This window comes from Herbiconiux sp. VKM Ac-2851 (assembly GCF_013205105.1).
Taxonomy (GTDB): Bacteria; Actinomycetota; Actinomycetes; order Actinomycetales; family Microbacteriaceae; genus Herbiconiux; species Herbiconiux flava.
In genome coordinates, this window is the sequence record NZ_JABMLJ010000003.1 from 305,406 (window position 1) to 331,792 (window position 26,387).

Sequence of the window (26,387 nt, forward strand, 5' to 3'; positions counted from 1 at the left end):
CCCGCTCAGCCGAGCAGGCGCCGCAGGGTCGCCGAGACCGGCAGGGGCGCACGGCCGAGCAGCTCGCCGAGCGCCGGGTCGACCACGTCGAACTCGCCGCGGCGCGCGGCCCGGTAGAGCCCGAGCGTGAACTCGGCGGCCGGCGCCGGCATGCCGTGCTCGATCATCGAGGCCAGCCACTCCTCGTCGTCCACGACCGTGCGGGTGATGGTGCGGCCGGTCAGGGCGCTGAGCTCGGTGGCCACCTGCTCCAGGTCGAGCGCCTCGGCGGCCGTGAGCGGAGCGGTCACCCCGTCGCCCGGGTGCTCGGCCGCCAGCAGGATCGCGGCGGCCTCGGCGAGGTCGTCGTGCGCCGTCCAGGACACCGGGCCGTCGGCCGGCGCCGCGATCGTGCCCGTCGTCAGCGCGCCGTCGAGCTGGAACGCGAGGGTGTTCGCGTAGAAGCCGTTCCGCAGCGCGGTGGTGGGCACCGCGAGTCGGGCGAGATGCTGCTCGGTCGCCGCGTGCACGGCCTGGGGTGCGAACAGCGAGTCGGCAGCCGACGCCTGATGGCTCGTGTAGAGGATGCGCCCGGCGCCGGCCGCGACCGCCGCGTCGACGGCGGCGAGATTCGCTCCCACCGCGGCGTCGCCCCGGATCGAGGCCGAGATGACGAGCACCCGGTCAGCGCCCTCGAAGGCGTGCGCGAGGGTCTCGGGCTCGGTGAAGTCACCCGCCCGCACCCGCACACCGCGGTCGGCGAGCGCCTGCGCCCGGGCAGCGTCGCGCACGCTGACGCCGACGGTCTCCGGCGGTACCCGCTCGAGGAGCCGGTCGACGATCCGCGAGCCGAGTTCCCCGGTCGCTCCCGTGATGATGATCATTGATACTCCTATCGTGTTTCCAGTGGTAACAGACGGTAGCAGGGTGTTTCCGTTGATCGCAAGTCACTGTTATCGTTGATCCGTGAGCGTCGACGAGTCCGCCCCCGTGGCCACCCAGCCGCAGCGGAGTGTTGTGCGCTCGCGCATCGTCGAGGTCGCCGCCGAGATGCTGCGCGAGAGCGGGGCCGCGGCCCTCACCACCCGCCGCGTCGCCGACGCCGCCGGGGTGCAGGCGCCCACGATCTACCGCCTGTTCGGCGACAAGGACGGGCTCGTCGACGCCGTGGCCGAGCACGTGCTCGGCGAGTTCGTGGCCCGCAAGACGGCCCTGCCCACCGGCACCGACCCGGTCGAGGCCCTGCGCGACGGCTGGCGCCAGCAGCTCGACTACGCCCTGACGAATCCCGAGCTGCACCGGCTGCTCGGCGAGGCCGGCCGCAGCCGCCGCTCCCCGGCGCTCGATGCCGGGCTCGCGGTGCTGCGCGCGCGCATCCACGCCCTCGCCGCGGCCGGCCTGCTCCGGGTCGACGAGCAGCGCGCGCTCGGCGTCATCCGCGCGGCCGCCACCGGCACCGTGCAGCAGCTGCTCGACAGCCCGCCCGACGACCGCGACGAGGGCCTCGCCGAGGCGATGCTCGAGGCCGTCCTCGGTCGCATCCTCGTCCCCGGAGCCGACAGGGCGGGCGAGCATCCCGGCGCGGCGCTCGACGGCCCGCGAGCCGCCGCTATCGCGCTGGCGGCCCAGCTCGACGCGTTTCCGGCGCTCTCGTCCGCCGAACGCCGGCTGCTCGCCGAGTGGCTCTCCCGCGCCGTCGAGGATCAGCACGCCACGGGGCACGACGTCAGCGGGCAGGACGCCACCGGGCCGGCCGCCACCGGGCCGGCCGCCACCGGGCCGGCCGCCACGGGGCTCTGACGCGCGGCCGCTGATCGTGGCAGGGTGGCTGGGATGACGCCGCGCATCCTGAACCCCTACGGCAAGTTCCTCTACGTGCTGATCGGCGGGATCGCCGTCGTGCTCCTCAATCTGCTCGTCGCCGCCCTGGTCGGGCCGGTCGTCGGCCCGGTGCTGTACGTGGTCGTGCTGTTCGGCTGGATCCTCGTCGGCGCGCGCATCTTCCGGGTGCCCGAGGAGCCGATCGAGCCGCCGCGGCCGTGGTGGAAGCTCACCGGGCGACCGACCGCCGGCTTCGTGCTGGCGGCCCTGTTCGCGCTGCAGGCGATCACGAATCAGCTCACGCTGGTGCTGGGCGACCGCGGTCGAGCCGGCGACGACGGCGGCACCGCGTCGGTCACCGCTATGACGGCCGCGTGTGGGATCGCGGCGGTGGTGTACCTCGCGTCCTCGGTCCGTCTGCGCGCGCGCCGGGCCGAGTAGCGCCTCAGCACATCAGGTGCCCGACGGCCGGCGCCGCAGCGAGCGAGCGCCTCAGCGGCTGCGGGCCGTCTCGCGCCGGTTCGCCTTTTTGATCGCGTCCACGAGCTCGTCCTTCTTCATGGTCGAGCGCCCCGAAATGTCGAGCCGCTTCGCCAGCTCCATCAGGTGCGCCTTCGAGGCATTGGCGTCGACGCCCTCCTGGGTCTCTCCCGCCGACCCGCGTCCGCCCGCGGCCTTCTTGTCCGACGGCCCCGACTCGTCCTTCCGCTCCCAGTGGTCGCCGACCTTCTCGTACTCGTGCTTCAGCGCGGCGAACGCCGTGCGATGCGCTCGCTCACCCTCGCCGTAGCTGTCGACGGCCGAGTCGTGCGCCTTGCTCCAGAGCGCCTGCGCGTGCTTCTCCGAGCGGGCGAGGGTTGAGGGGAGTTCCTCCGATGCTGGCATGATCGTCTCCTTCGTTCCCCTCCACCCTCATCCCGCCGGCCGTCGCCCGCAAGACGCGCCCGCGCGCCCGCGCGCCCTAGGCGTCGTAGTTCTGGATGCTCTTCCCGTGCGACCGGTCGGTCAGCCGGGCCAGGCGCGGCGCCAGCTCCGCGACTACGCCCGGCACGTCGACCGTGAGCAGCCGGCGGTCGCGCATCAGCACCCGGCCGTCCACGATCGTGGTGTCGATGTCGTTCGAGCGCGCGCTGTAGATCAGCGTGCTCGCCAGGTCGTGCACGGGCTGCACCCGCGGATCGCTGAGGTCGACGAGGATCAGGTCGGCCCGGTAGCCGGGCTCTATCCGACCGACGACGCCCGCGAGCTGCACGGCGGCGGCGCTCTGGGTGGTGGCGTGGTCGAGCAGCTCCTCGGCGCGCATCCACGTGGTGTCGAGCTCGGTGGCCTTCTGCACATAGGCCATGAAGGTCATCGACTCCCAGACGTCGAGCGTGTTGTTCGAGGCGGCACCGTCGGTGGCGAGCCCGACCGGCACGCCCGCCGCGGCGAGCAGCCGCACGGGCGTCGTGTCGAAGCCGAGCTTGAGGTAGCCCTTCGGTGCGCTGCCGACGCCGACCCGGCCGTCGGCCGCGGCGGGCGCGAGCAGCGGCAGGTCTTCCGGAACGATGCCGATGCCGTGCGCGATCAGCACCTTGCCGTCGAGCAGCCCGGTGTCGTGCAGCACCCCGATGGGCGTGCGGCCCGTGCGCTCGCGGCTGTGCACGGTCTGTGAGCGGCCCTCCGCGGCGTGGATGTGCACGAGCAGGTCGTGCTCCTGCGCCGCCCGCGCGGTCGCGGCGAGGTCGTCGTCGTTCAGCGTGTAGGTCGCGTGCGGGGCCAGCGCGGTGCTGATCCGGCCGTTCGCCGCGCCCCGCCAGCGCGTCGCGAACTCGAGCGACTGCTCGAGCCCGGCCTGCCCGTCGCTCGAGAAGTAGGTCGAGCCGAGCACGCCCCGGAGGCCGGTCTCGTCGGTGACCTTCGCGATCCGGTCCATGTTGAAGTAGTGGTCGGCGAAGGTCGTGACGCCGTGCCGGATCATCTCGGCCGCCGCGAGCCGGGTCGCCAGCTCCACGTCGTCGTCGGTGAGGTTGACCTCCATCGGCCAGATGAAGTCGTTGAACCAGCGGTCGGCCGGCACGTCCTCGGCCGCTCCGCGGAACATCACCATGGGGGAGTGCGTGTGGCAGTTGATGAAGCCGGGCATCGCGACCTTGCCGCGCGCGTCGATGGTCTCCCGAGCCGCGGGCGGGGCGACGGATGCTCCCCGGGAGTCCACCGCATCCGTCACCGACTCGAACACCCCGTCACGGATCGCGACGATCTGGTCGGGCACGAACGAGATGGCGCCCGTCTCGTCGTGCCGCAGCACGGTGGCGCCGGTGATGACGAGGTCGGCCGGCCCGAGGTCGGGAGAGCTCGTGGGCGAACCGAGGGCGGAGCCGCCGGGGCCGAAGCCGCTGGGGCCCGAACCGCTCAGGGCGGATCCGCTCATGCCAGCGCCGCCAGCCCGAACGACACCATGTTCTCGAAGGTGGCCTCGCGCTCGGCGGCGGTCATCTCCGAGCCGGGCAGGTCGCTCACGGTGCCGACCATCAGCGACTCGAAGCCCTCCTTCAGCGCCACGGCGTAGAGCCCGGCCGCCTCCATGTCGATGCCGATCGTGCCGTAGGCGAGCAGCCGCGGAACCAGGTCGACGTCGGGGTTGTAGAAGGCATCGGTCGTGAAGAGGGGGCCCACGTGCATCCGCTTGCCCGTCGCCTCTCCGAACTCGACGGCCTTGCGCAGCAGCCCGAAGGACGGCGCGTGGCTGAGGGTCACACCGGGCACCCACTCGCTCGTCATCGCCGAGTTGGTGTGGGCGGCGCTCGCCGCGATCACGTCGCCGAGCTCGAGGTAGGGCGCGATGCCGCCGATGGTGCCGACGCGCACGATGCGCTTCACGCCGTAGTGGCGCGCGAGCTCGGTGCTGTAGATCGACATCGACGGGATGCCCATGCCCGAGGCGAGCACCGACACCGGCCGGCCTTCGAAGGTGCCGGTGTAGCCGAGGATGCCGCGCACCTCGGTGACCAGCCGGGGCGAGTCGAAGAAGGTCTCGGCGATGAGCTTGGCGCGGCGCGGGTCGCCGGGCATGAGGACGTCGGGGGCGAAGTCGCCGTCGAGGGCGCCGATGTGCGGGGTGGGCATGATGTTCCTTCCGAAGGGGATGGTGCGGGCGGGTCGGGCGGGGTCGTCGAGCGGATGCGCGGCGCGCCGTGTGGGTCAGCCGAGCTGGGTCGGCGAGTACTTCGCGAGCACCGCGCGCTCGGCCCAGCTGACGAGGCTGTAGAAGATCAGGGAGACGGCGGTGAGGATCGCGGCCGCCGCCCAGAGCCCGGTGTAGTCGGAGTGCGCGCGGGAGGCCACGATCTCGTGACCCAGCCCGTCGCCGGTGGCCAGCCACTCGGCGAGGGTCGCGGCGAGCACGGCGGTGGGGGCGGCGATGCGCGCCGAGGCGAAGATCGACGGCAGCGTGTACGGCAGCTGCAGGCGCCAGAGGTTGCTCCAGATCGAGGCGTCGTAGCTGCGCATCAGGGTGAACGCGTCCGACGGCACCCGGCGCAGCCCGCTCTGCGTGTTCGCGAGCGTCGGGAAGAAGGTCACGATCGCGGTGATCGCCACCACCCCGCCGAGCCCGCGGCCGAGCGCGAGGATGAGCACCGGGATCAGCACGATGATCGGCACGGAGCGCAGCCCCACCGCGAGCGGTGTCAGCACCCGCTCGACCACCGGGAAGGTGACGAACGCCACGGCCGCCGCGATGCCGATCACGAGACCGGCGACGTAGCCGACGCCGGCGTGCACGAGGGTCTCGCCGAGGGCCTTCAGCATGACGGCCTGATTCGCCGCCGCATCCTCGCTCGTGAACAGGTACGCGAAGACGTCGAGCGGAGACTTGCCGACGAACGGCGACATGTCGAAGGCGATCAGGTAGGCCCACCAGGCGGCGAGGATCACGAGGATCGAGCCGACGGTCCACGCCACCGTGCGCAGCAGCCGGGCGGCGAGCGGCCCGCGCCGGGCCGGGGCGGCGGCCTGCGCGGTCGAGATCGACGCCGACCACGGGGTGAGCCACCGGCGCAGCAGCCCGAACACGCCGTAGGGCACCGCGGCCATCACGGTCGCGATGACCGCCACCGACCAGACGCGGCCGAGCTCGAGCGACATCAGACCGTTGATCAGCAGCACGCCGAGGCCGGCCTTCGCGCCGATGAACTCGCCGAAGATCGCGCCCAGCACGGCCGCCGCGGCACCGATCTGCAGGCCGGTCAGGATGGCGGGGATCCCCGAGGGGAAGCGCACGAAGCGCAGCGCCGAGAGCGAGCGCCCGCCCCAGGCGGTGACCATCGTGAGCGGCCCACCGTCGGCCGAGCGGAGGCCGAGCATCGTGCCGACGAGGGTGGTGAAGAACACCGACAGGGCGGCCAGCACGACCTTCGCGGTGTCGGGGTCGAAGGTGAGCTGCAGCAGCGGGTTCACCGCCACGAGCGGCAGGCAGAACAGGGTGAGCGCGAGGCGCAGGAAGAGCGACTCGAGCGCCGGCAGCTGCACGAACAGCACCGCCACGACGACGGCGGCGAGGTTGCCGAAGAACCAGCCTCGCACCGCCACCCAGGCGGTGGCCGAGAAGGCGTTGAGGTAGACGGGCCAGTCGGCGACGAGGCTCTGCACGATCGCGGTCGGTGAGGCGAGCACGCCGAGGCGGGTCAGCCACAGCTCGGCGGCGATCTCCCAGAGCACGACGAGGGCGACGCTGACGAGGGCGGTGACGACCCAGCCGTTCAGGGCGCCGCGGCGGGAGTCGCGGCGGGAGCGGGCGCGCTCGGTGGCGATGGCGCTCGCGGCGCGCTCGGCGGCTGCGGCCCGAGCGGCTGCGGTGTCAGCGGGCGCAGCCGTGCCCGTGCTCACGCTCACGCCTCCGCCGGGGCGACCGAGGCCAGCTCGCCGTCGCTCACCAGGTCGTCGGGGTCGTCGTCGGTGCCGGCGTGCAGCATCCGCGACAGCTCGTCGCAGACGGCATGGAACTCGGGCGTCGCGAGCAGCTCGCGCCGCCGGGGCCGCGCGAAGTCGAGGTCGATCTCGCCGACGATCCGGCCCGGCCGCGGCGACATCACCACGACCTTGTCCGCGAGGAACGCCGCCTCGGAGATCGAGTGGGTGACGAGCAGTGCGGTCGCCTTGGTGGCCGACCAGAGCTTCTGCAGCTCCTCGTTCATCCGCTGCCGGGTGATCTCGTCGAGGGCGCCGAACGGCTCGTCGAGCAGCAGGATCTCGGGCTCGGCGACGATGGCGCGGGCGATCGCCACGCGCTGGCGCATGCCTCCCGAGAGCTGGGCGGGACGCGCATCCGCGAAGCCCTCGAGGCCCACGAGGCGGATCAGCTCGTCGATTCGCGAGGCCGGGATGGGCGTGCGCATGACTTGGCCGGGCAGCCGGATGTTGTCGCGGACGCTGCGCCACGGCAGCAGCGACGGGTCCTGCAGGGCGAGCCCGAGGCGGTGCGCCGAGCGGATGGCGGCCGGCGTCTCGCCGTGGATCGTGACCTCGCCGGCCGAGTACGACTCGAGGTCGGCGAGGATGCGCAGGATCGTGGACTTGCCGCAGCCCGACGGGCCGAGCAGCGCGGTGAACGAGCCCTGCGGCACGGCGAGCGACACGTCGTCGAGCGCGAGCACGTCGCTCTTCTTCGACGAGTAGACCTTGGTCAGATTGCTGAGGGTGAAGCCAGAGCCGGTCACGGCGCCTCCAGTGCTGGTGGTGAAGCCCGGGCCCTCCTCCCGCGACGAGATCGTGCGGGAGGAGGGCCCGGGTCGGTGCTACTTGATGGTGTTCGAGCCCGCGTAGACCTCGTCGAGCACCGAGGTGTCGAAGAGCGAGTCGTCGACGCCGGTGATGCCGAGCGTGTCGAGGGTCGCGACGTTCTTCGCGATGGCGTCGGAGGACATCGTGAGCAGGCCGTTCTCCTTGGTCTCGTCGGTGACGAGCAGGTCCATCTGGAGCTGGGCCTGCTTGGTCTGCTCCTCGATGGTCAGGCCGCCGTCCTTCGCGTAGTCGTTGACGGTGAGCTCGACGGCCTCGGTCGGGTCGGCGACGTAGTCCTGCCAGCCCTCGATCTCGCCCTTGAGGAAGCCCTCGATGGCGGCGCGCTTGCTGTCGTCCTCGAGGCTCTCGCGGGTGACCGCGTAGACCTGGGCGTAGATGTCGAGGCCGTAGTCGGCGGTGAGGAAGACGGTGCCGGCCTTGCCGGTGGCCTCCTCGTAGGCGATCGGCTGCTCGGAGTAGAACACCCAGAGGCCGTCGACCTCGCCCGAGACGAGCGGGGCGACGTCGAAGCCGACCGGCACGCTCGTGACCTTCGAGGGGTCGACGTCGTTCGCGGCGAGCAGCGCCTCCTGGGCGGCCTCGTCGCCCGAGGGCACGCCGATCTTCATGCCCGTCATGTCGGCGGGCGTCGCGATCGGCTTGTCGGGGCTCGACAGGATGGCGAGCGGGTTCTTCTGGAAGCCGGCGGCGATGATCACCAGGTCGGCGCCCTGCTCGTTCGCGCGGGCGACGGTGTCGGCGTTGCCCATGCCGATGTCCGCCTGGCCCGAGACCACGGCGGCCATCGAGTCGACGTCGGGGCCGCCGGGGAGGATGTCGACGTCCACGCCGTTCTTCTCGTAGTAGCCCTCCTTGTCGGCGACGTAGCTGCCGCCGAACTGCACGAGCGGGATCCACGAGGTCTGCAGCGTGAGCGGCGTCACGGCGTCGCCCGAGGCGGTCTCGCCGCTGGAGGAGGAGGCGCAGCCGGCGAGCACGGCGAGGCTGAGGGCGCCGGCCGTCGCGGCGGCGAGCACGCGGCGGGTGCGGCGTGAGGGCAGTGAGGACATGGGGTTCTCCTAGGAGTCTCGGGAGGGGAGGCGGAACCGGGGGAGGTGCTTTCGGGCTGTGGTGCTGTGGGTGCTGGTGTGGGTCTGCAAACCGTTTTGCGGCGGGTGCGTGGCCCCAACCTAGAGCGTCGGTGTTTCGGCGCCATTACCCGGTGTTTCGGGGGTGTAAACGCCCGCGCATCCGGCCGCCGTGATTTCAGGATGCTGTGCAACACGTTTTGCGAAACCGGCGTCGGGGCGCCGCCCGCTCGGCTACTCTGAGGGCGTGAACGACCGACCCCGGCCCTGGACCATGCAGCAGATCGCTCTGGCCGCCGGCGTGAGCGTGACCACGGTGTCGCACACGCTCTCGGGCAAACGGCCCGTGCATCCCGACACCGCGCTCCGCATCAACCGGCTGATCGACGAGTTCGGCTACGTGCCGGATGCGGGGGCCCGGCGCCTGAAATCCGGGCGCAGCCAGATGATCGGGCTGGCCGTGCCCGACATCTCGCACTGGTACTTCGGCCGCATCGCCCGGGGCGTCGAGGAGATGGCGAACGAGCACGACTACGGCCTGATCATCGCGAGCACCTCGAACTCCGATCCCCGGCGCGAGAAGCGCTACTTCAACATGCTGCGCACGCGCGCGATCGACGGCCTCGTCTACACCGCCAGCCGCGAGATCAAGCCCACCGACGAGCTGATGTCGATGGCGTCCTCGCCCGCCCCGATCGTGCTCGCCGACGAGGACATCGAGGAGCTCGAGGGCCTGCCGTCGGTCACCTCGACCAACTACTCGGGAGCCCGCGACCTCGGCCGGCACGTGCGGTCGCTCGGCCACACCAAGGCCGTCATCATCGCGGGCTTCCCGGGGCTGCACTCGACGGTGCAGCGGATGCGCGGCATCCGCGAGTCGTTCCCCAACGCCCTGGCGATCCACGGCGACTTCGAGATCCGCTCGGGCTACGAGCTGATGGGCGACCTGATCGCGCACGAGGTGAAGTTCACCGCGGTGTTCGCCTGCAACGACTTCATGGCGATCGGCGCGATGCGCCGGCTCTGGGAGGAGGGGCTGCGCGTGCCCGAGGACGTCTCGGTCGTGGGGTTCGACGACGTCGACATGGCGTCGGTGGTGACCCCGGGGCTGACGACGGTGCGGCAGGACATGCTCGAGATCGGCCGGCAGTCGGCCCGGCTGCTGATCGAGGGGCTGGCCGCCGGGACGATGGAGGGGCTGTCGTCGGTGCAGCTGCCCGTGGAGCTCGTGGTGCGGGGGACGACCGGGCCGGTCGCGGAGTGATCCGCTAGGCCGCCGTCAGGGGCTCGATCAGCGTCGGGTCGTCTTTCGCGACCGAGGTGTCGCGCACGTTGTTGACGCGCTTGGAGACCGGGTAGGTGGTGATCGTCGACGCCACCGCGAGCGAGGAGCGGTCGAGCATGGCCAGCAGCTCCTCCTTCTCGTCGCTCTTCTCGAGCTTCATCGGTTCGACCCACGGCTCCCAGGTGTCGGGAGTGAGGAACACGGGCATCCGGTCGTGCACCTCGCCCGAGGCGTCGGCCGCCTCGCGCGTGATGATCGTGAACGAGACCGACCACTCCTCGCCGACCTTGCGCACCTCGTAGAGCCCGGCCGCGGCCAGCACGCTCTCGGGCGCGTGGATGTAGTGCGGCTGCTTGCCGTGCTCGGTCGCCTCCCACTCGTAGTAGCCGTTCATCGGCACGATGCAGCGGCGCTGGGCGAAGGCGTTGCGGAACAGCCCGTTCGTCGACACGCTCTCGAGCCGGGCGTTGATGGGAGCCGGCCCGCCGGGCTTCGCCCAGGACGGCTTCAGGCCCCAGCTCGCCGCGTCGAGCTGACGCACGAGCTCGCCGTCGATCAGGCGCTCGCGCACGATCGGCGACTCCTCGGTCGGGGCGACGTTGTAGGAGGGCCGCCAGTCCTCCAGGCGACCGCCGCGCGCCACGAACTCGGCGATCAGCTCATCGGTCTCGGCGCTCATCGCGAACCGTCCGCACATGATCGCTCCTCTCGTCCGTCTCCATCATGCTCCCACCGGGTGGACCACTCCGGGGTGCGGGCCCGCTGCGCGCAGCGCCGGAAGCCACCCGAGCAGAGCGGACGACGCGGAGGCGAGGATGACGACGTTGCCGGCCCGTGCCTCCGTCACCACCGAGGACGGGCCGGACAGCACGAGGTGGCCGAGCACCGGCTCGAGCGCCTCGAGGTGGGCGTGCAGCGCGGGGGCGTCGTCGTCGTCGGCGACGTTCACCACGAGCACGCCCTCGGGCGCCAGCAGAGTGGATGCCGCCCGGTAGAAGCCGGTCGTCCGCAGGTGGGCGGGCGTCGTGGTGCCCTGGTAGAGGTCGGCGATCACGAGGTCGGCGCGGTGGGCGACGCCGGCGAGGTCGCCCCCGTTCAGCACGCGGGCGGCGTCGCCGGGATGCGTCGTGAGCCGAGTGCCTTCCGGCAGGGGCAGCGTGTCGGTCACGAAGGGCACCAGCTCCTCCGCGAGCTCGACCACGTGCTGCTCGGAGTCGGGACGGGTCGCCTGCACGTAGCGGGGGAGGGTGAGGGCGCCGGCGCCGAGGTGCACGGCCGTGATGGGTTCGCCGGGCATCCGGAGCCGGTCGATGACGGCGCCGATGCGGCGGACGTAGTCGTGGAAGAGCGCCCCGGGGTCGCCCAGGTCGACGTGGGACTGCGGGCTGCCGCCGATGACGAGCTCGAAGGCGCCGGGCATCAGGGGGTCGCGGCGGATGACGGCCTCCTCACCGGTCTCGCGCAGTCGCCGTCGGGCGACCGTTTCGTCAGCGGTCATCTCTCGCCCCTCACCGTCAGCGGGAGCTCGAGGAAGGCGGCGTACCGTCTCAGGGCGCGCTCGGAGCCCTTCTGTTCGGTGCCGGTGAGGGGCTCGAACGGATCGGTGGTGACCGTGACGGCCTTCGCGGTGATGCTGCGCTTCCAGGTGCCGACGATCGCACCGCGCGAGACGAGCATGGGGAGGAACATGCCGTTCTCGCCCGGCACCACCCGGGCGCTGAACTCGGCGGCGAGGGCGGGCTGACGCGAGCGGTAGCCGAGGAGGTACTCGTCGAAGCCGGGGAGGGCCAGCTGCTGCGGAGCGGTGCCCGCTTCCCTGGCTCGTGCTTCGGTGTCTCCCGCCTCGACCAGGTAGCTCGCACCGCCCAGTTCGACCTCCTCCAGCCGGTCCCGGATGCGCGCGAGCGCCGCCGCGGAGTCGGACACGAGCAGCTTGCTCCAGTGGCAGAAGTCCTTGAGCGTGGTGGGCCCGTGCCCCCGGACGTACCGCAGCAGCAGCTCGTCGTGCGCCTCGTCGGGTGACCAGTCGCGGGTCGCCGGCGCCCACTCGTCGAGCAGCACCAGCGCCTGCTGCGTGCCGCCCTCGGCCATCGGACCCCAGCAGATCAGACCCTCGTGCGCCAGCAGCCAGATCAGGTGCATGCCCCGCTGCCCGGCCGGCTCGAGCCCGGCGCCCTCGAGCGCCACGGTGAACTGCTCCCGCGTCGCCCGCCCGCCGCCGCGGAGCAGCCCGCTCGCGACGTCGCGGGCCCGCGCGACGGTCTGTTCGTCGATGCCGAGTCCGCGATGACGGGCGGCCGCACCCATCACGGTGCGGCGGGCCGTCACCGACAGGAACCCGCGCAGGTCGTCGGGATCGATCAGGTGCAGCGTGCCGCGCATCGGCCACGACCGCACCACGGAGCCGTCGTCGAGCGCTCTCGTCACATCCCGCCGGGTGCTCCCCGGCGCTCGGACGCCCAGCGCCCAGACGCCCTGCCCGAAGTCCTGCGCCTGCGTGGCGAGCAGGTGCCGCGCGACGGCGGCGATGCGCGCGGCGCCGTCGCCACCGCCGTCGCGGTCGCCACCGCCGTCGCCGCGCTCGCCGGGGTTGCGCTCGCCGCCGCCGGGCGCGAGCCACTGCGACACCAGTCGGCGCTGCAGCAGCTCGCGCTCACCCGCCGGGATGCGTCTGCTCATGCGCCCAGTATGGCGACGTCCTCCGACATCGGTGCTGCCGGTGACATCCGTGCGGCCGCAGCCTCAGAGCAGCGCCGTGAGCGCCGCCACGCCGAACAGCGCCGCCGCGAGCGCCCCGCCCACCGCGCGCACGTGATTGCCCCGCGTCCACTCGGTGACGTAGCGCGACCAGGCGACCACCGCATCCGGATCATCGACCCCCACCCGGGCGAGCGCCTCGTTGCGGGGAACGTGGAACCCGATCGTCACCCCCACCACCGCCCCGAGGTACACGACCGCGCCGCCGACCGCCCACCAGACCGCGTGCCCGGCGCCGTCGACGGCCAGCAGCACGGCGGCCGCCGCTCCCACGAGGAGCGTGCCGAACAGCGCCACCATCAGCGGCGGGCGCACGGCCGCCCGGTTGACGCCCTGCATGGCGGCCAGGCCGGCCGTCGGCGGCGCATCCGCGAGCCCTTGCATCACGAAGGCCGAGAAAGCGAAGAACACGCCGCCGACGAGCCCGGCGCCGAGCGCGCTCACGGCGGTCAGCCCGATGGCGACGGGAGTCAGCGCGTCCATGCGCCCATTCTCGCGCTCGCCGGCGCCCTCGTCACCAGCGCAGCTGCGCGGCGTCGGTCAGCTCGATCCACAGCTCGCGATGGACGGCGGCCGTGGGCACCCTGCTCGCGAGCACGTCGGCGGCCACGAGCGGCCCGAAGTCGAGCCCGGTGAGCTTGTCGAGGTCGGCGACCGGCACCTGGAAGGTGCGGAAGGGCCCGAGGGGCGGCGGAGCATCCGTCGCCGTCTGCTCGTTCAGATCGATGTCGCCCAGCTGCGGCGACTGGTCGAGCAGGTACCCGCTCGCCCGCAGTCGCCCTTCGCTCGCCCAGGCGGCGACCTTCCAGAACTGCTTCGGGATGCGCACCCCGCGGTACGGCTCGTCGTCGTCGGCGAACACGGGCCCGGTGAACACGCTCAGCCGCAGCCGATTGGCGCTCGCGTACTGGAGCACGAGATCTTCGAGCCCGTTCCACAGCTCGATCGACTGGTTGAACACGGCCGCCTGCGGGGCGGCGTTCGTATAGCAGAAGCTGTCGAAGTTGGCCTCGGAGGCGATCTCGACGTCGCCCCACACCGGATCCCGCCGCCGCACCAGGTGCCCACGGTCGAGGTCGTTCCGGGCGTACAGCTCGGGCCCGGCCTGCTCGTCGGCACCCACGCGCTCGTCGAGGTGCCAGTCGTCACCCCGCCCCAGATCGAGCAGCGCGCTCCCGTCGATGTTCACGGCGGTCGCCGCAGCCAGCCGCCGCTCCGTATCGAGCGCCACCGTGAAATGCACGTACTCCAGCCGCCGGATGCGCGCCCCCGCCGCCTCCCCGCGCGCCGCCGGCATCGGCACCGCCCCCGCGCCCCCCGGCTCGCCACCACCCGTGCCGCCGCCGCTCTCGATCCCCAGGAACCCCTCGTCATAACCACTCATGCCCCGAGTCGACCACGCACCACCGCCGCCGCCCACCGCCCCTCAGCCGATGTTCACCTCCGACGTGTCGGCGATGGCCTGCACTCGATCAGCGTCGCGAGCGAAGAGGTCGCATCGACCCACTCGCCGGCCGACGGACGGATCCAGGCGGCGAGGTCGACGGCGAACCGCAGATCGCGGCCAAGATCCCTCGAATGGATGGGCTCGTGATGAGCTGCCCGATTCCGCACGAAGGTGAGCTGCTGCAGACGGAAGGCGACGACTTTCTGCCGGCTTCTCGACCGACCCGGTTCAGGGGCCTGTGGAAAACCGTCCAGCTGCGAGACCGCGAAGATGAGATCGGCCCGGGAAAATAAGAAACCCCCGCCATGTAGAAGCTAGTCGAGGGTTTCAGTGGCTCCGACGGGCGTCGATCCCGTGACCTCACGATTTTCAGTCGTGCGCTCTACCAACTGAGCTACAGAGCCGAAACGGCGGAATGCGCCGCTTCTAGCGAAAAGCCCTTCCGAGTGGAAGGGCTTTCACGCCATGGCGACCCTGACGGGACTTGAACCCGCGACCTCCGCCGTGACAGGGCGGCACGCTAACCAACTGCGCTACAGGGCCTTACTTGTGTTCCTATTGTATGTGTTCTCGCACTGGAGCTTGTGACCCCAACGGGATTCGAACCCGTGCTACCGCCGTGAAAGGGCGACGTCCTAGGCCGCTAAACGATGGGGCCGCGGCGCGACAACTCGTCGAGTATGCCACATCTCCGGCACAGTCGCCAATTCGGCCGAAGTTGTCCACATGCTGAGGGATGAACCGACCCCCGAGCCCCCCGCAGGTTAGATTCGCAGTTATATGAGCACCGACCAGATCTCCACCGGCCTCGCGCGACTGCGGGTGGCCGTCGTCGCTGCGGCCGCCGGTCTCGCCGTCGCCGCCGCGGTGGTCTTCGGCGCGGGTGTCGCTCCGGCCTTCGCCGACGACTACCCCACGTGGGACGACGTGAAGAACGCCCAGGCCAACGCCGAGGCGAAAGATCAGGAGGTCACGCGCATCCAGGGCCTCATCTCCGAGATGAACGCCCAGGTCTCCGCGGCCCAGCAGCTCGCCACCCAGCGCGGCAGCGAGTACCAGAAGGCGCAGGAGGCCTTCGACACGGCGAACTTCGTGGCGGCCGAGCTCGAGCAGCAGGCGACGGATGCTCGGGCGACCGCCGAGGCCTCGAACCGTCAAGCCGGCCAGCTCGCCGCGCAGCTGGCGCGAACCGGCGGCAACGACCTCAGTGTCAACCTGCTGGTCGGCGGCGAGCAGCTCTCGAACGACCTGCTCTACCAGCTCAGCGCCATGTCGAAGCTGGCCGAGAAGACCTCGCAGATCTACGCGAGGGCGCAACAAGACACGAACACCGCCACCGCCCTCACCGCCCAGGCCGAGGTCGCCCGCGACGAGCTGAAGGGCCTCGCCGACGAGGCGCTGCGCCTGCGCGACGAGGCGGTCGCCGCCCAGCAGCAGGCCGAGGCCGCGCTGCAGGAGCAGGAGGACCACCAGGTCGAGTTGCAGGCCCAGCTCCAGGTGCTGCAGGAGAACCGGGTCGCCACCGAGGCCGACTACCAGAAGGGCGTCGACGCCCGGGCCGAGGCGGCCCGCGCGGCAGCGGCAGCGGGGCTGTCGACGCTGCCGTACATCGCGGCCAGCGGGTGGGCGAGCCCGTTCCCGGGCGCGTTCTCCTCCGACGAGTACGGCATGCGGGTGAACCCGGTGTCGGGCGCGTACATCCTGCACTCGGGCATCGACCTCGTCTACAACGGCGGAACCTGCGGCGCCACCGTCTACGCCGCCGCCGAGGGCATCGTGAACTACGCCGGCTGGAACGGCGGCTACGGCAACTTCATCCAGATCGACCATGGCGGCGGCATCGCCACCGCCTACGGCCACAACACCACGCTGCTCGTCGGCAACGGCACCTACGTCTCGGTCGGCCAGCCGATCGCCTACGCCGGCACCACGGGCAACTCCACCGGCTGCCACGTGCACTTCGAGGTGCGCGAGAACGGCACCGCCATCAACCCCCGCCCCTTCATGGCGGCCCAGGGCATCGAGTTCGGCTAGGCCGACCATGACCCGCGCCCGCCTCCGAGCCCACCGACGATTGAGCGAGTCCCGACGATGAGCACCGCGATCCCCACCCCGCCCCCCGCCCTCGCTGCCGCCCGCCGGGCGCGCGCCCGGGCGAAGCGCCCCGTGCACACGTGGGTCGCCGCCGTGGTGCTCGCGCTCGCGATCATCTGCGTCGAGGTGCTGCGCGGCGTCGAGCCCGCCTCGGCGATCGACTACCCCTCGTGGGAGGACGTGCTGGCCGCCCGCGGCAGCGAGTCGGCGAAGCAGGCCGAGGTCGAGCGCATCCAGGGCCTCGTCGCCCAGCTGCAGACCGAGGTCGAGGCCGCGCAGGCCTTCGCCGCCCAGAAGGCCGACGAGTACTCGGCCGCTCAAGACGCGTACGACACCGCCACGTTCCGCGCTGACGAGCTCGACCGCCAGGCGGCCGAGGCCACCGGCCGGGCCGAGCAGTCCAACGGACAGGCGGGCCAGCTGATCAGCCAGCTCTCCCGCGCCGGCGGCACCGACCTGACGCTCAACCTGATCGTCAGCGGCGACGCGTCCGGCGACCTGCTCTACCGCCTCGGCGCCATGAGCCAGCTCTCCGAGCAGTCCGTGCGGCTCTACGAGCAGGCCGCCCAAGACCGCAACACCGCCAAATCCCTCACCGACCAGGCCGTCGTCGCCCGCTCCGAGCTCGAGGGCCTGAAGAACGCCGCCGAGGCCGCGCTGGCCGAGGCCCAGGAGGCCCAGGCCCAGCTCGAGGGCGCGCTCGCCGAGCAGGAGGCCCAGAGCATCGTGCTCGACGAGCAGCTGAAGGCGCTGCAGGAGAGCACGGCGAAGACCGTCGCCGACTACGAGGCCGGCGTCGCCGAGCGCAAGCGCCTCGAGGAGGAGGCGCGGGAGCGGGCCCGCCAGGAGGCGATCCGCCGCGCGCAGGAGGCGGCTGAGGCCGGCGGCGGCGGGGGAGGCCCGATCGCGTCCGTCGACGGGTGGACGAGCCCGCTGGCGAGCTGGAGGGTGTCCGACGAGTGGGGCCAGCGGTTCCACCCGATCTTCCACGAGTGGCGGCTGCACGCCGGCATCGACCTGGTGGCGCCCGGCGGCACCTGCGGCGTCCCGGTGTACGCGGCGGCGACCGGCACGGTGAGCCAGGCCAGCTACAACGGCGGCCTCGGCAACTCCGTCACGATCAACCACGGCGGCGGCCTCACCACCGTCTACGGCCACAACAGCTCGCTCAACGTGGGCCGCGGGCAAGACGTCGGCGTCGGCGAGCTCATCGCCTGGGCCGGCACCACCGGCTCCTCGACGGGCTGCCACGTGCACTTCGAGACCCGCGTCGGCGGCGTCTCGCAGAACCCCCGCAACTTCGTCGGATTCTGACGCCGACGAGCCGGCGCCACCCCGCCGCGCGACGCCGCACCCCACCGCGCAACGCCGCAGCCCCCCCCGACGCCGCGTGACGCGCCACCCCGCCGCGTGACGACCCCGCAACGCAGAACGCCCCGCCACCTCGAACCGAGGAGCGGGGCGTTCGACGTCAGAGCGGCCGGAAGGTCAGTGACCCTCCTCCGCGAGCTTCGTGATGCCGGCCTGCACGATCGCGTCGGCCTCGGCGGCGTCGCCCCAGCCCTCGATCTTGACCCACTTGTTGGGCTCGAGGTCCTTGTAGCGGGCGAAGAAGTGCTCGATCTCCTTGCGGGTCTGCTCCGGAACATCCGTGATGTCCTGGATGTGCGCCCACCGCGGGTCCTTGTGGGGAACCACGACGACCTTGGCGTCCGAGCCCGCCTCGTCGCTCATGTTGAGCACGCCGACGGGGCGCACCTTGACGCCCACGCCGGGGAACACGGGGTACTCGAGCAGCACCAGCGCGTCGACGGGGTCGCCGTCGAGGCCGAGGGTGTTCTCGAAGTAGCCGTAGTCGGTGGGGTACACGAAGCTCGTGAAGAGCACGCGGTCGAGGTACACGCGACCGGTCTCGTGGTCGACTTCGTACTTGTTGCGGCTCCCCTTGGGGATCTCGACGACGACGTCGTACTCGGCCATGATCTGCTGCTCCCTCGTTGTGGACGACGGCGCCGGATGCGCGCCGCGAAACTGCAATAACGTTACTGGATGCAGACCGACGGCCGCCGACCGCGCCTCACCCCGGCCATCGCCGACGTGCGCCGCGCCGTGCGCGAGGGTCTCGCTGAGATCGCCGGCCGAGACAGCACGAGCACCGGCAGAGCGGATGCCCGAGCCGACGTCCTCGTCGCCCTCAGCGGTGGCCCCGATTCCCTCGCCCTCGCAGCGGCCACCGCCTTCGAAGCCCCCCGGGCGGGCCTCCGCGCCGGCGCCGTGATCGTCGACCACGCGCTGCAGGAGGGCTCCGCCGACGTCGCCGCCCGAGCCGCCCGCCAGGCGGAGCAGCTCGGCCTCACCCCCGTGATCATCACCAGAACAGAGGTCACGGGCGCCGGTGGCCCCGAGGCGGCCGCCCGCAGCGCCCGCTACGCCGCCATCGACGAGGCGCTCGCCGCGACCGGTGCCGCCGCCGTCCTGCTCGGCCACACGCTCGACGACCAGGCCGAGACGGTGCTGCTCGGCCTCGGCCGCGGATCGGGAGCGGTCAGCCTCCGCGGCATGGCGGCGGTCGCCGAGCAGTCGGGCGGAACGCGCATCCGCCCCCTGCTCGGCATCAGGCGTCAGCAGACCCACGACTTCTGCCGCGACGCCGGGCTCGAGCCGTGGCACGATCCGCACAACGACAGCGCGGCCTACACGCGGGTGCGCGTGCGCCACGAGGTGCTGCCGCTGCTCGAGCGCGAGCTCGGCCCGGGCGTCGCCGAGGCGCTCGCCCGCACCGCCGAGCAGCTGCGCGAGGACGACGACACCCTGCACGCCATGGCGATCGAGACCATCGAAGACCTCGTGGAGCACGCCGAGGCGGGCATCGCCATCTCGGCACCGGCGCTCGAGGCGAATCCGGCGGCGCTGCGCAACCGGATCATCCGCTACGTGGTCGACAGCGAGTTCGGGGTGTCGCTCTCGCGCGCCCAGACCCTCGCGGTCGCGGCGCTGGTGACCGACTGGCACGGTCAGAAGGGCGTCGATCTGCCAGGGATTAGAGTGGTGCGGCGGGGCGCGCTGCTGGAGTTCGCCCGCGCCTAGCACTCGCCCCGACGGCCACGCTCCCGAGGCCCCACAAGCCCGGGCGCGAGACCCGCAACACCAGACCCGAGAGGATCCGCATGGACATCGACGACGTCCGCGACGACATCACCGAGGTGCTGCTCACCGAGGAGCAGATCGCCGAGAAGATCGCCGAGCTCGCCCGCCGCATCGAGGCCGACTACAACGACGATGACGACGTGCTGCTGGTCGGTGTGCTCCGCGGCGCGGTGATGGTCATGGCCGACCTCGCGCGCGAACTGCGCCTGCAGCTCAACATGGACTGGATGGCCGTCTCGTCGTACGGCTCCGGCACGCAGTCGAGCGGTGTGGTGCGCATCCTGAAAGACCTCGACACCGACATCACGGGCCGCAAGGTGCTGATCGTCGAGGACATCATCGACTCCGGGCTCACTCTCTCCTGGCTGCTCGCGAACCTCCGCAGCCGCGGTGCCGCCTCGGTCGAGATCTGCGCTCTGCTCCGCAAGCCCGAGGCCGTCAAGGTCGAGATCGACGTGCGCTACGTCGGCTACGACATCCCGAACGCCTTCGTCGTGGGCTACGGCCTCGACTACGCCGAGCGGTACCGCAACCTCAAGTCGATCGGTGTGCTGGCTCCGCACGTCTACTCCTGAGCAACCCTCGATTTAAGCGAGCGGATGCGCTAGCCTCCTCATGGGTGGGCCGACGAAAGGCCGTCCCATGCGCTCACCCCGCCCGCTCCTCCGAACCGTGTCGGCCGGCGCCCTCGTCCTCGCGGCGGTCGCCGTCGCCGCACCCGCACACGCGGAGCCCGGCTTCGCCGACCCGCGCGCACCACGCTGCACGGCGCTGACCTCCGACCCGCAGATCGTCGTGGTCGGCGAGCTCACCGCCATCACCACCCGCTGCACGAGCCCGAGCGGAGCACCGCTCGCGGTCACGGCGATGCACGGGTCGGTGACGTCCCTGTTCGGCACCCTCGTCTACCGCGCCGACGAGCCGGGAGACGGGTACGACAAGCTCACCGTGCACCTGGCGGGCGTCGGCCCCTCGGGGCCGGGTGCCGTCATCCTGGTCGGCCTGGTGGAGCGATGAGGGCGGTTCGGCCCGGGTGGCGGGTGCTCGCGGTGCCCGTCGCCGCACTTCTGCTGGTGGGGGCGGGCCTGGGGGCGGCGCCGGGGCGGGCATCCGCTCTTCTGCCGTGGCCGACGTGCGAGACGACGGCCGACCCGCCGCAGAAGGTGGTGTCGCTGCTCACCACGCGGCTCTCGACGTGGTGCACGTCGATGATCCCGCGGCCGCTGCTGATGGTCGCCGAGCACGGCGACGCGATCATCGACGACCACGGGCGGGTGAGCTATCGCTCGAATCCCGAATTCCTCGGCGTCGACACCATCTGGGCGGTGGTGACGATCGGGGGCCGCCCGTCGATGTACCGCACGGGCTTCGAGGTGGAGGTCGTCGCGCCCGCGGTGGCACGGGCCGACGCCTACGCTGTGCCCGCGGGAGCCCGGTTCGACTCGCCGGTCAGCCTGCTGGCGAACGACGAGGTTCCGACGGAGGGCTGGCTGATCCAGCAGGGTAGCACCCCGCCGGCGCTCGGCACGATCGAGATCGACACGGTCATGGGGTCGTTCGTCTACACCCCGAGACCCGGTGCGACCGGGGTCGACACCATTCGCTACCGACTCACCGGGCCCGACGGCGGCGCCTATTCGAACGCGGTGACGGTCACGCTGGCGGTGGGCTGAGGGCGGTTCGGGAGGGCGTTCGGGCCCCGTTACGCCCACGGGGAACATGGAGGCGGCGCCCAGTCCGCGACGGGTACCCTTGCAGCACGACATAGGCATCGTGCCGCCGCCACCGGCACACCGAGCGTAGAAGAGTCATGAACGCGAAACGCATCCTTCGATCTCCCATTCCCTACATCCTGCTCGGCGCCATCGCGCTCTGGATCGGGTTCAGCCTCATCACCGGCGGCGGCTACCAGCAGGTCACCACGCAGGAGGGGCTCGGGTTCCTCTCGAGCGGCAAGGTCTCCGAGGCGACCATCATCGACGGCGAGCAGCGCGTCGACATGACGCTGGCGAACGCCGACGACAAGTACGGCACGAAGGTGCAGTTCTACTACGTCGCCCCGCGCGGTGAAGAGGTCGTCAACGCGGTCACCACCGCCGAGCCCGCCGACGGCTTCAACGACGAGGTGCCCCAGCCGAACTGGCTGCTGTCGGCCCTCGGCCTGCTGCTGCCGATCCTCCTGATCGGCGCCTTCTTCTGGTTCATGCTCTCGGGCATGCAGGGCGGCGGCAACAAGGTCATGCAGTTCGGCAAGTCGAAGGCGAAGCTCGTCTCGAAGGAGTCGCCGAAGGTCACCTTCGCCGACGTCGCCGGTGCCGAGGAGGCGCTGGAGGAGCTCGAGGAGATCAAGGACTTCTTGAAGGAGCCGGCCAAGTTCCTCGCGGTCGGCGCCCGCATCCCCAAGGGCGTGCTGCTGTACGGCCCTCCCGGAACCGGCAAGACCCTGCTCGCCCGCGCCGTCGCGGGTGAGGCCGGCGTGCCGTTCTACTCGATCTCGGGTTCCGACTTCGTCGAGATGTTCGTCGGTGTCGGCGCGAGCCGCGTGCGCGATCTGTTCCAGCAGGCGAAGGAGAACTCGCCCGCCATCATCTTCATCGACGAGATCGACGCCGTCGGCCGCCACCGCGGCGCCGGCATGGGCGGCGGTCACGACGAGCGCGAGCAGACGCTCAACCAGCTGCTGGTCGAGATGGACGGCTTCGACGTCAAGACGAACGTCATCCTGATCGCGGCGACCAACCGCCCCGACATCCTCGACCCCGCGCTGCTGCGCCCGGGCCGTTTCGACCGCCAGATCGGTGTCGACGCGCCCGATCTCAACGGCCGCAAGAAGATCCTCGAGGTGCACGGCCGCGGCAAGCCGCTCGCCGCCGGCGTCGACCTCGAGGTCGTCGCCCGCAAGACGCCCGGCTTCACGGGCGCCGACCTGGCGAACGTGCTGAACGAGGCCGCGTTGCTCACCGCGCGCAGCAACGCTCAGCTCATCGACAACCGCGCGCTCGACGAGGCGATCGACCGCGTCATCGCCGGCCCGCAGCGCCGCACCCGCATCATGCGCGACCAGGAGAAGCTGGTCACGGCGTACCACGAGGGCGGCCACGCCCTGGTGGCGGCGGCGATGAACAACACCGACCCGGTCACGAAGGTCACCATCCTTCCCCGTGGCCGCGCCCTCGGCTACACGATGGTGCTGCCGCTCGAAGACCGCTACTCGGTCAGCCGCAACGAGCTGCTCGACCAGCTCGCCTACGCCATGGGCGGCCGTGTCGCCGAGGAGGTCGTGTTCCACGACCCGACCACGGGCGCGTCGAACGACATCGAGAAGGCCACCGGCACCGCCAAGAAGATGGTGACCGAGTACGGCATGACCGCCTCGCTCGGCGCCGTGAAGCTCGGCAGCGCCTCGGGTGAGATGTTCCTCGGCCGCAACATGGGCCACGAGCGCGACTACTCCGAGAACCTCGCCCAGCAGGTCGACGCCGAGGTGCGCAACCTCATCGAGGCGGCGCACGACGAGGCCTGGCAGGTGCTGAACGCCAACCGCGAGATCCTCGACCGGCTGGCGGCCGAGCTGCTCGAGAAGGAGACGCTCGACCACGACCAGCTGGCCGAGATCTTCACCGGCATCAAGAAGTTGCCTGCTCGCCCGCAGTGGCTGTCGAGCCAGAACCGTCCCGTGTCGACGCTGCCGCCCGTGGCCTTCCCCACCGCGAAGGCCCCGATCGACGGCGGCGCCGTCGATGGCGGTGTCGATTCCGAGCCGGAGCCGGAGTCGAAGTCGAAGCGCACTCCGCGCATCAACCCCCGGCCCGCCACCGCCTAGGCGTCACGTGACCGTCGACCGCGGCAGGATCGAGGCCGCCGTCAGCGAGATCCTCGCCGCCATCGGAGACGATCCGGGCCGCGAGGGTCTCGTCGACACGCCCCGCCGCGTCGGGGAGCTGCTGGCCGAGCTCTACGCGGGCACGGGCCTCGACCCGGCCGACGCGCTCGGCACCACGTTCACCGCCGGCGAAGCGGGTGCGCCGGGCGCAGCGGGTGCATCAGGTGCACCGTCCGGGCGAGCGGATGCTCAGCCGGCCGGTCCCGTGCTCATCCGCGACATCGCCTTCCGCTCGGTCTGCGAGCACCACCTGCTGCCGTTCGAGGGCGTCGCCCATGTGGCCTACCTCCCGGGCGAGCAGGTCGCCGGGCTCGGCGGCGTCGTCCGCGTGGTCGAGTCGGCCGCCTCGCGGCCACAGCTGCAGGAGCGCCTCACCGACGACATCGCGGATGCGCTGCAGCGCGGTCTCGGAGCCCGCGGCGTGCTCGTGGTGCTCGACGCCCGCCACGGCTGCGTCACGGCACGCGGCCCCCGCCAGACCGGGAGCACGACCCTCACCCTCGCAGCCCGCGGGGAGCTCGCCGATCCGGCCGCCCGCGCCGAACTCACCGCGCTCATCGCGGCACCGCGCCGGCCCGTCGAGGGCGGCCTCTCCGCAAGCTACCCGGATGCGCCGGCAGCCGACACGGAGGCCGGGGCGTGACGAGCATCCTGGGCATCCTGAACGTCACGCCCGACTCGTTCAGCGACGGCGGGATGTGGATCGACCGCGACGCCGCCGTGAAGCACGCCCTCGGGATGGTCGCCCGCGGTGCCGACATCATCGACGTGGGCGGCGAGTCGACCCGGCCGGGGGCGCAGCGGGTCGCGATCTCGGAGGAGCGCCGGCGCGTGCTTCCGGTCGTGCGCGACCTGGTCGCCCAGGGTGTCACCGTGAGCGTCGACACGATGAACGCGTCCACCGCGGCCGCCGCCATCGAGGCCGGCGCGACGATCATCAACGACGTCTCGGGCGGCCTCGCCGACCCCGAGATGGACGAGCTGATCGTCGGAAGCGACGCGCGCTTCGTCGTGATGCACTGGCGCGGGCCGAGCGAGGGCATGAACGAGCTCGCCCGCTACCGGGACGTCGTCTCCGAGGTGGTGTCGGAGCTCGAGCTGCGGGCCGCCCAGCTGATCGTGAAGGGCGTCGACCCCGAGCGGCTCATCCTCGACCCGGGGCTCGGCTTCGCGAAGAACGCCGACCACAACTGGGCCGTGCTCGGCCGGCTCGACCGCCTCGTCGGCCTCGGGCTGCCGGTGCTGATCGGGGCGTCGCGCAAGCGGTTCCTCGGCGACCTCGTGCCCGGCGGGGCCACCGCGGTCGAGCGGGATCTGGCATCCTCGACGGTGGCGGCGCTCGCGGTGAACGCCGGGGCGTGGGGGGTTCGGGTGCACGACGTGTCGCTCACGCGGGGTGCGGTCGACGTGGCCGAGGCGTGGATCCGGGGGCGGGACGGCGGCGCCGCGGCGGCTGCGACGGGCAGCACGGCCGAGCGGCCGGGAACGGGGCGGCGACGATGACGGCGGGGGAGAGCATCCTGGATCACATGACGACCGACCGCAGCACGCAGCCGACGATCGACGAGCTCGACGTGCTGACGCTGACGGGGCTCGAGGTGTTCGCGCACCACGGCGCCTTCGACTTCGAACGCGAGAACGGGCAGCTGTTCGTGCTCGACGTGCAGCTCTGGCTCGACACCGCGGGTGCGGCCGGCGGCGACGACCTCGCGCAGACGGTGCACTACGGCGAGCTCGCCGAGGAGATCGAGGCGGCGGTGGCGAACGACCCCGTCGACCTGATCGAGACGCTGGCCGAGCGGGTGGCGGGCGTGGTGCTCGCGCATCCGCCGGTGCGGCAGACGCGCGTGGTCGTGCACAAGCCCGACGCGCCCATCACGGTGCCGTTCGCCGATGTCAGCATCACGATCACCCGCCGCCGTGCGCCCGTGTCACCGCCCGTGCCGCCGCTCGCCGCGGATGCCCGGACCGCGCCCGTTCCCGCCGCGACGCCGCCCGTGGCCGCCACGGCCACGCCAGCCGCCTCGGCCGCCCCTACGCCCGCTCCCAGCCCCACGAGAACGGCCCCCGCATGAACCCCCGCCCCATCGGCAGCGTCGAGCGCCGCATCATCCGGCTGCCGGCGGTGCTCGCCTTCGGCAGCAACCTCGGCGATCGCGAGGCGACGATCCTCGCCGCGGTCGACGACCTCCGCGCCACCCCCGGCATCGTGGTCGAGAAGGTCTCGCGCCTCTACGAGACCGTCGCGGTGAAGCCCCAGGGCATCGACGTCGACGCGCCGGGCTACCTCAACGCCGCCGCCACGATCCGCACGAGCCTGCACCCCGAGGAGCTGCTCGGCGAGGTCAACCGCATCGAGCACGAGCACGGCCGCGTGCGCACCGAGCGCTGGGGCGACCGCACCCTCGACGTCGACATCGTCACCTTCGCCTCGATCGTGCGCGACACCCCGCGCCTCACCCTCCCGCACCCGCGCGCGGCCGAACGCGACTTCGTGCTCGTCCCGTGGCTCGAGATCGACCCGAACGCGACCCTGCCCGGCATCGGTCGAGCGGATGCTCTGCTCAGCTCCATCCCCCAGACCACCCTGCGCCCCTACGTGGGGGAGTCGCGGTGAGGCACACCCGACCGCTCACCCTGCTGGCCTTCGCGGCCGTCGGGCTCGCCCTCGGCTTCGTGCTGGAGGTGGCGCTCGCGTCGGCGGGGCAGCCGGTGCTGATCCCGCCGTACACGCTGACCATCACGCTCGTGGCGGCGGCGGCGATCGTGGTGGTGCTGGCGATCCCGATCGCGCGGGCGCTGCGGGGCCGCTCCACCACAAGGATCAACCCGTTCCGCGCCATGCGCACCGTCGTCCTGGCGAAGGCGTCGAGCCTCGTCGGCAGCCTGATCGCGGGGCTCTCGGCGGGCATCGTGATCTTCCTCGTGACCCGGCCGGTCATCGCCGACGTCGGCTCGATCTGGCCCGGCATCGCCGCGGCGATCTCGGGGGTGGCCCTGCTGGTGGCCGGCCTCGTCGCCGAGCGCCTCTGCACCCTCCCACCCGACGAACCCGATGACGCGGCCGGGGCGGGCGCCGCATGAGCCGGCTCACGGCCGGCGACCCGGTCCCGCCCGACCCGG

General features: G+C 71.9%; 28 protein-coding genes and 3 tRNA genes. 15 read left to right on the top strand and 16 right to left on the bottom strand.

Features of this window, described 5'->3' with window-relative positions; all coding sequences use genetic code 11:
• Nucleotides 1–5: 5 nt before the first annotated feature.
• Nucleotides 6–863: an NmrA family NAD(P)-binding protein gene (locus tag HQQ85_RS14445; RefSeq protein WP_173183230.1), complete on the bottom strand. Its 858-nt coding sequence runs from the start codon at nt 861–863 to the stop codon at nt 6–8.
• An 82-nt stretch (nt 864–945) separates the two neighbouring features.
• Between HQQ85_RS14445 and HQQ85_RS14450 the strand changes: the two genes are divergently transcribed.
• Entirely contained in the window at nt 946–1,779 is an 834-nt protein-coding gene (locus HQQ85_RS14450; RefSeq protein WP_371741916.1) for a TetR/AcrR family transcriptional regulator, read from the top strand.
• A 33-nt stretch (nt 1,780–1,812) separates the two neighbouring features.
• The gene (locus HQQ85_RS14455; RefSeq protein ID WP_173183231.1) at nt 1,813–2,241 is read left to right on the top strand and encodes a hypothetical protein; all 429 of its coding nucleotides are present in this window, start codon (nt 1,813–1,815) and stop codon (nt 2,239–2,241) included.
• 51 nt (nt 2,242–2,292) lie between these two features.
• Here the strand turns inward: HQQ85_RS14455 and HQQ85_RS14460 are convergent, their stop codons facing one another.
• From HQQ85_RS14460 to HQQ85_RS14485, 6 genes are all read right to left on the bottom strand, one after another.
• Nucleotides 2,293–2,685, bottom strand: coding sequence for a ChaB family protein (locus HQQ85_RS14460; RefSeq protein ID WP_173183232.1), 393 nt, complete (start codon nt 2,683–2,685; stop codon nt 2,293–2,295).
• A gap of 76 nt (nt 2,686–2,761) precedes the next feature.
• A complete protein-coding gene (locus tag HQQ85_RS14465; RefSeq protein WP_173183233.1) occupies nt 2,762–4,213 on the bottom strand; it encodes an amidohydrolase in 1,452 nt (483 codons plus the stop codon).
• Nucleotides 4,210–4,908: a DeoD-type purine-nucleoside phosphorylase gene (locus tag HQQ85_RS14470; RefSeq protein WP_173183234.1), complete on the bottom strand. Its 699-nt coding sequence runs from the start codon at nt 4,906–4,908 to the stop codon at nt 4,210–4,212. Before HQQ85_RS14470 ends, HQQ85_RS14465 begins: the two co-directional genes overlap by 4 nt.
• A 75-nt stretch (nt 4,909–4,983) precedes the next feature.
• Entirely contained in the window at nt 4,984–6,669 is a 1,686-nt protein-coding gene (locus HQQ85_RS14475; RefSeq protein WP_173183235.1) for an ABC transporter permease subunit, read from the bottom strand.
• Nucleotides 6,670–6,671: 2 nt separating this feature from the next.
• Nucleotides 6,672–7,499 carry an ABC transporter ATP-binding protein gene (locus HQQ85_RS14480; protein WP_371741917.1) on the bottom strand — a complete coding sequence of 276 codons (828 nt, stop codon included), beginning with the start codon at nt 7,497–7,499 and terminating at the stop codon, nt 6,672–6,674.
• A 78-nt stretch (nt 7,500–7,577) separates the two neighbouring features.
• Nucleotides 7,578–8,633, bottom strand: coding sequence for an ABC transporter substrate-binding protein (locus tag HQQ85_RS14485; protein WP_173183236.1), 1,056 nt, complete (start codon nt 8,631–8,633; stop codon nt 7,578–7,580).
• 265 nt (nt 8,634–8,898) lie between these two features.
• Here HQQ85_RS14485 and HQQ85_RS14490 point away from each other — a divergent pair, with 265 nt between their 5' ends.
• Nucleotides 8,899–9,915, top strand: a complete 1,017-nt coding sequence (locus tag HQQ85_RS14490) for a LacI family DNA-binding transcriptional regulator (RefSeq protein ID WP_173183237.1) — start codon at nt 8,899–8,901, stop codon at nt 9,913–9,915.
• Between the two features lie 4 nt (nt 9,916–9,919).
• Here the strand turns inward: HQQ85_RS14490 and HQQ85_RS14495 are convergent, their stop codons facing one another.
• The 8 genes from HQQ85_RS14495 to HQQ85_RS14530 form a co-directional block, all read right to left on the bottom strand.
• Entirely contained in the window at nt 9,920–10,633 is a 714-nt protein-coding gene (locus HQQ85_RS14495; RefSeq protein WP_173183238.1) for an SOS response-associated peptidase, read from the bottom strand.
• 24 nt (nt 10,634–10,657) lie between these two features.
• Entirely contained in the window at nt 10,658–11,434 is a 777-nt protein-coding gene (locus HQQ85_RS14500; RefSeq protein WP_173183239.1) for a spermidine synthase, read from the bottom strand.
• Entirely contained in the window at nt 11,431–12,615 is a 1,185-nt protein-coding gene (locus HQQ85_RS14505) for a winged helix DNA-binding domain-containing protein (RefSeq protein ID WP_173183240.1), read from the bottom strand. The genes HQQ85_RS14500 and HQQ85_RS14505 overlap by 4 nt, the downstream gene beginning before the upstream one ends.
• A 63-nt stretch (nt 12,616–12,678) precedes the next feature.
• Complete coding sequence (locus HQQ85_RS14510) at nt 12,679–13,176, bottom strand: DUF1772 domain-containing protein (RefSeq protein ID WP_173183241.1); 498 nt, start codon at nt 13,174–13,176, stop codon at nt 12,679–12,681.
• A gap of 31 nt (nt 13,177–13,207) precedes the next feature.
• Nucleotides 13,208–14,077: a DNA/RNA non-specific endonuclease gene (locus HQQ85_RS14515; RefSeq protein WP_173183242.1), complete on the bottom strand. Its 870-nt coding sequence runs from the start codon at nt 14,075–14,077 to the stop codon at nt 13,208–13,210.
• A gap of 394 nt (nt 14,078–14,471) precedes the next feature.
• A tRNA-Phe gene (locus tag HQQ85_RS14520) sits at nt 14,472–14,544 on the bottom strand.
• 62 nt (nt 14,545–14,606) lie between these two features.
• Nucleotides 14,607–14,683 (bottom strand) — tRNA-Asp (locus HQQ85_RS14525).
• Nucleotides 14,684–14,725: 42 nt separating this feature from the next.
• Nucleotides 14,726–14,798 (bottom strand) — tRNA-Glu (locus HQQ85_RS14530).
• A 122-nt stretch (nt 14,799–14,920) separates the two neighbouring features.
• On the opposite strand from HQQ85_RS14530, the gene HQQ85_RS14535 reads away from it, so the two are divergent.
• Together HQQ85_RS14535 and HQQ85_RS14540 are read left to right on the top strand one after the other, a co-directional pair.
• Entirely contained in the window at nt 14,921–16,174 is a 1,254-nt protein-coding gene (locus HQQ85_RS14535) for a M23 family metallopeptidase (protein ID WP_173183243.1), read from the top strand.
• A gap of 57 nt (nt 16,175–16,231) precedes the next feature.
• A complete protein-coding gene (locus tag HQQ85_RS14540) occupies nt 16,232–17,548 on the top strand; it encodes a M23 family metallopeptidase (protein WP_173183244.1) in 1,317 nt (438 codons plus the stop codon).
• A 174-nt stretch (nt 17,549–17,722) separates the two neighbouring features.
• Here the strand turns inward: HQQ85_RS14540 and ppa are convergent, their stop codons facing one another.
• Entirely contained in the window at nt 17,723–18,214 is a 492-nt protein-coding gene (gene ppa, locus HQQ85_RS14545) for an inorganic diphosphatase (RefSeq protein WP_173183245.1), read from the bottom strand.
• Nucleotides 18,215–18,283: 69 nt separating this feature from the next.
• Between ppa and tilS the strand changes: the two genes are divergently transcribed.
• The 10 genes from tilS (at nt 18,284) to HQQ85_RS14595 (ending at nt 26,348) form a co-directional block, all read left to right on the top strand.
• Nucleotides 18,284–19,321: a tRNA lysidine(34) synthetase TilS gene (gene tilS, locus HQQ85_RS14550; protein ID WP_173183246.1), complete on the top strand. Its 1,038-nt coding sequence runs from the start codon at nt 18,284–18,286 to the stop codon at nt 19,319–19,321.
• A gap of 80 nt (nt 19,322–19,401) precedes the next feature.
• The gene (hpt, locus tag HQQ85_RS14555; protein WP_173183247.1) at nt 19,402–19,956 is read left to right on the top strand and encodes a hypoxanthine phosphoribosyltransferase; all 555 of its coding nucleotides are present in this window, start codon (nt 19,402–19,404) and stop codon (nt 19,954–19,956) included.
• Between the two features lie 67 nt (nt 19,957–20,023).
• The gene (locus tag HQQ85_RS14560) at nt 20,024–20,398 is read left to right on the top strand and encodes a hypothetical protein (RefSeq protein WP_173183248.1); all 375 of its coding nucleotides are present in this window, start codon (nt 20,024–20,026) and stop codon (nt 20,396–20,398) included.
• The gene (locus HQQ85_RS14565; protein ID WP_173183249.1) at nt 20,395–21,054 is read left to right on the top strand and encodes an Ig-like domain-containing protein; all 660 of its coding nucleotides are present in this window, start codon (nt 20,395–20,397) and stop codon (nt 21,052–21,054) included. The genes HQQ85_RS14560 and HQQ85_RS14565 overlap by 4 nt, the downstream gene beginning before the upstream one ends.
• 137 nt (nt 21,055–21,191) lie before the next feature.
• Nucleotides 21,192–23,204 carry an ATP-dependent zinc metalloprotease FtsH gene (gene ftsH / locus HQQ85_RS14570; protein ID WP_173183250.1) on the top strand — a complete coding sequence of 671 codons (2,013 nt, stop codon included), beginning with the start codon at nt 21,192–21,194 and terminating at the stop codon, nt 23,202–23,204.
• Nucleotides 23,205–23,211: 7 nt separating this feature from the next.
• Nucleotides 23,212–23,907 carry a GTP cyclohydrolase I gene (gene folE / locus HQQ85_RS14575; RefSeq protein WP_173183251.1) on the top strand — a complete coding sequence of 232 codons (696 nt, stop codon included), beginning with the start codon at nt 23,212–23,214 and terminating at the stop codon, nt 23,905–23,907.
• Complete coding sequence (gene folP / locus HQQ85_RS14580; protein WP_173183252.1) at nt 23,904–24,767, top strand: dihydropteroate synthase; 864 nt, start codon at nt 23,904–23,906, stop codon at nt 24,765–24,767. Before folE ends, folP begins: the two co-directional genes overlap by 4 nt.
• Before the next feature lie 26 nt (nt 24,768–24,793).
• Nucleotides 24,794–25,339 carry a dihydroneopterin aldolase gene (gene folB / locus HQQ85_RS14585; RefSeq protein WP_173183253.1) on the top strand — a complete coding sequence of 182 codons (546 nt, stop codon included), beginning with the start codon at nt 24,794–24,796 and terminating at the stop codon, nt 25,337–25,339.
• The gene (folK, locus tag HQQ85_RS14590) at nt 25,336–25,881 is read left to right on the top strand and encodes a 2-amino-4-hydroxy-6-hydroxymethyldihydropteridine diphosphokinase (protein WP_173183254.1); all 546 of its coding nucleotides are present in this window, start codon (nt 25,336–25,338) and stop codon (nt 25,879–25,881) included. The genes folB and folK overlap by 4 nt, the downstream gene beginning before the upstream one ends.
• Complete coding sequence (locus HQQ85_RS14595) at nt 25,878–26,348, top strand: DUF3180 domain-containing protein (RefSeq protein ID WP_173183255.1); 471 nt, start codon at nt 25,878–25,880, stop codon at nt 26,346–26,348. Before folK ends, HQQ85_RS14595 begins: the two co-directional genes overlap by 4 nt.
• The last annotated feature ends 39 nt before the right edge of the window (nt 26,349–26,387 follow it).

Bases quoted from the DNA above. Each gene is read 5' to 3' on its own strand.
- HQQ85_RS14445 (WP_173183230.1), bottom strand. From the start codon at position 863: ATGATCATCATCACGGGAGCGACCGGGGAACTCGGCTCGCGGATCGTC.
- HQQ85_RS14455 (WP_173183231.1), top strand. From the start codon at position 1,813: ATGACGCCGCGCATCCTGAACCCCTACGGCAAGTTCCTCTACGTGCTG.
- HQQ85_RS14460 (WP_173183232.1), bottom strand. From the start codon at position 2,685: ATGCCAGCATCGGAGGAACTCCCCTCAACCCTCGCCCGCTCGGAGAAG.
- HQQ85_RS14465 (WP_173183233.1), bottom strand. From the start codon at position 4,213: ATGAGCGGATCCGCCCTGAGCGGTTCGGGCCCCAGCGGCTTCGGCCCC.
- HQQ85_RS14470 (WP_173183234.1), bottom strand. From the start codon at position 4,908: ATGCCCACCCCGCACATCGGCGCCCTCGACGGCGACTTCGCCCCCGAC.
- HQQ85_RS14485 (WP_173183236.1), bottom strand. From the start codon at position 8,633: ATGTCCTCACTGCCCTCACGCCGCACCCGCCGCGTGCTCGCCGCCGCG.
- HQQ85_RS14495 (WP_173183238.1), bottom strand. From the start codon at position 10,633: ATGTGCGGACGGTTCGCGATGAGCGCCGAGACCGATGAGCTGATCGCC.
- HQQ85_RS14500 (WP_173183239.1), bottom strand. From the start codon at position 11,434: ATGACCGCTGACGAAACGGTCGCCCGACGGCGACTGCGCGAGACCGGT.
- HQQ85_RS14505 (WP_173183240.1), bottom strand. From the start codon at position 12,615: ATGAGCAGACGCATCCCGGCGGGTGAGCGCGAGCTGCTGCAGCGCCGA.
- HQQ85_RS14510 (WP_173183241.1), bottom strand. From the start codon at position 13,176: ATGGACGCGCTGACTCCCGTCGCCATCGGGCTGACCGCCGTGAGCGCG.
- HQQ85_RS14515 (WP_173183242.1), bottom strand. From the start codon at position 14,077: ATGAGTGGTTATGACGAGGGGTTCCTGGGGATCGAGAGCGGCGGCGGC.
- HQQ85_RS14535 (WP_173183243.1), top strand. From the start codon at position 14,921: ATGAGCACCGACCAGATCTCCACCGGCCTCGCGCGACTGCGGGTGGCC.
- HQQ85_RS14540 (WP_173183244.1), top strand. From the start codon at position 16,232: ATGAGCACCGCGATCCCCACCCCGCCCCCCGCCCTCGCTGCCGCCCGC.
- ppa (WP_173183245.1), bottom strand. From the start codon at position 18,214: ATGGCCGAGTACGACGTCGTCGTCGAGATCCCCAAGGGGAGCCGCAAC.
- tilS (WP_173183246.1), top strand. From the start codon at position 18,284: ATGCAGACCGACGGCCGCCGACCGCGCCTCACCCCGGCCATCGCCGAC.
- hpt (WP_173183247.1), top strand. From the start codon at position 19,402: ATGGACATCGACGACGTCCGCGACGACATCACCGAGGTGCTGCTCACC.
- HQQ85_RS14560 (WP_173183248.1), top strand. From the start codon at position 20,024: ATGCGCTCACCCCGCCCGCTCCTCCGAACCGTGTCGGCCGGCGCCCTC.
- HQQ85_RS14565 (WP_173183249.1), top strand. From the start codon at position 20,395: ATGAGGGCGGTTCGGCCCGGGTGGCGGGTGCTCGCGGTGCCCGTCGCC.
- ftsH (WP_173183250.1), top strand. From the start codon at position 21,192: ATGAACGCGAAACGCATCCTTCGATCTCCCATTCCCTACATCCTGCTC.
- folB (WP_173183253.1), top strand. From the start codon at position 24,794: ATGACGACCGACCGCAGCACGCAGCCGACGATCGACGAGCTCGACGTG.
- folK (WP_173183254.1), top strand. From the start codon at position 25,336: ATGAACCCCCGCCCCATCGGCAGCGTCGAGCGCCGCATCATCCGGCTG.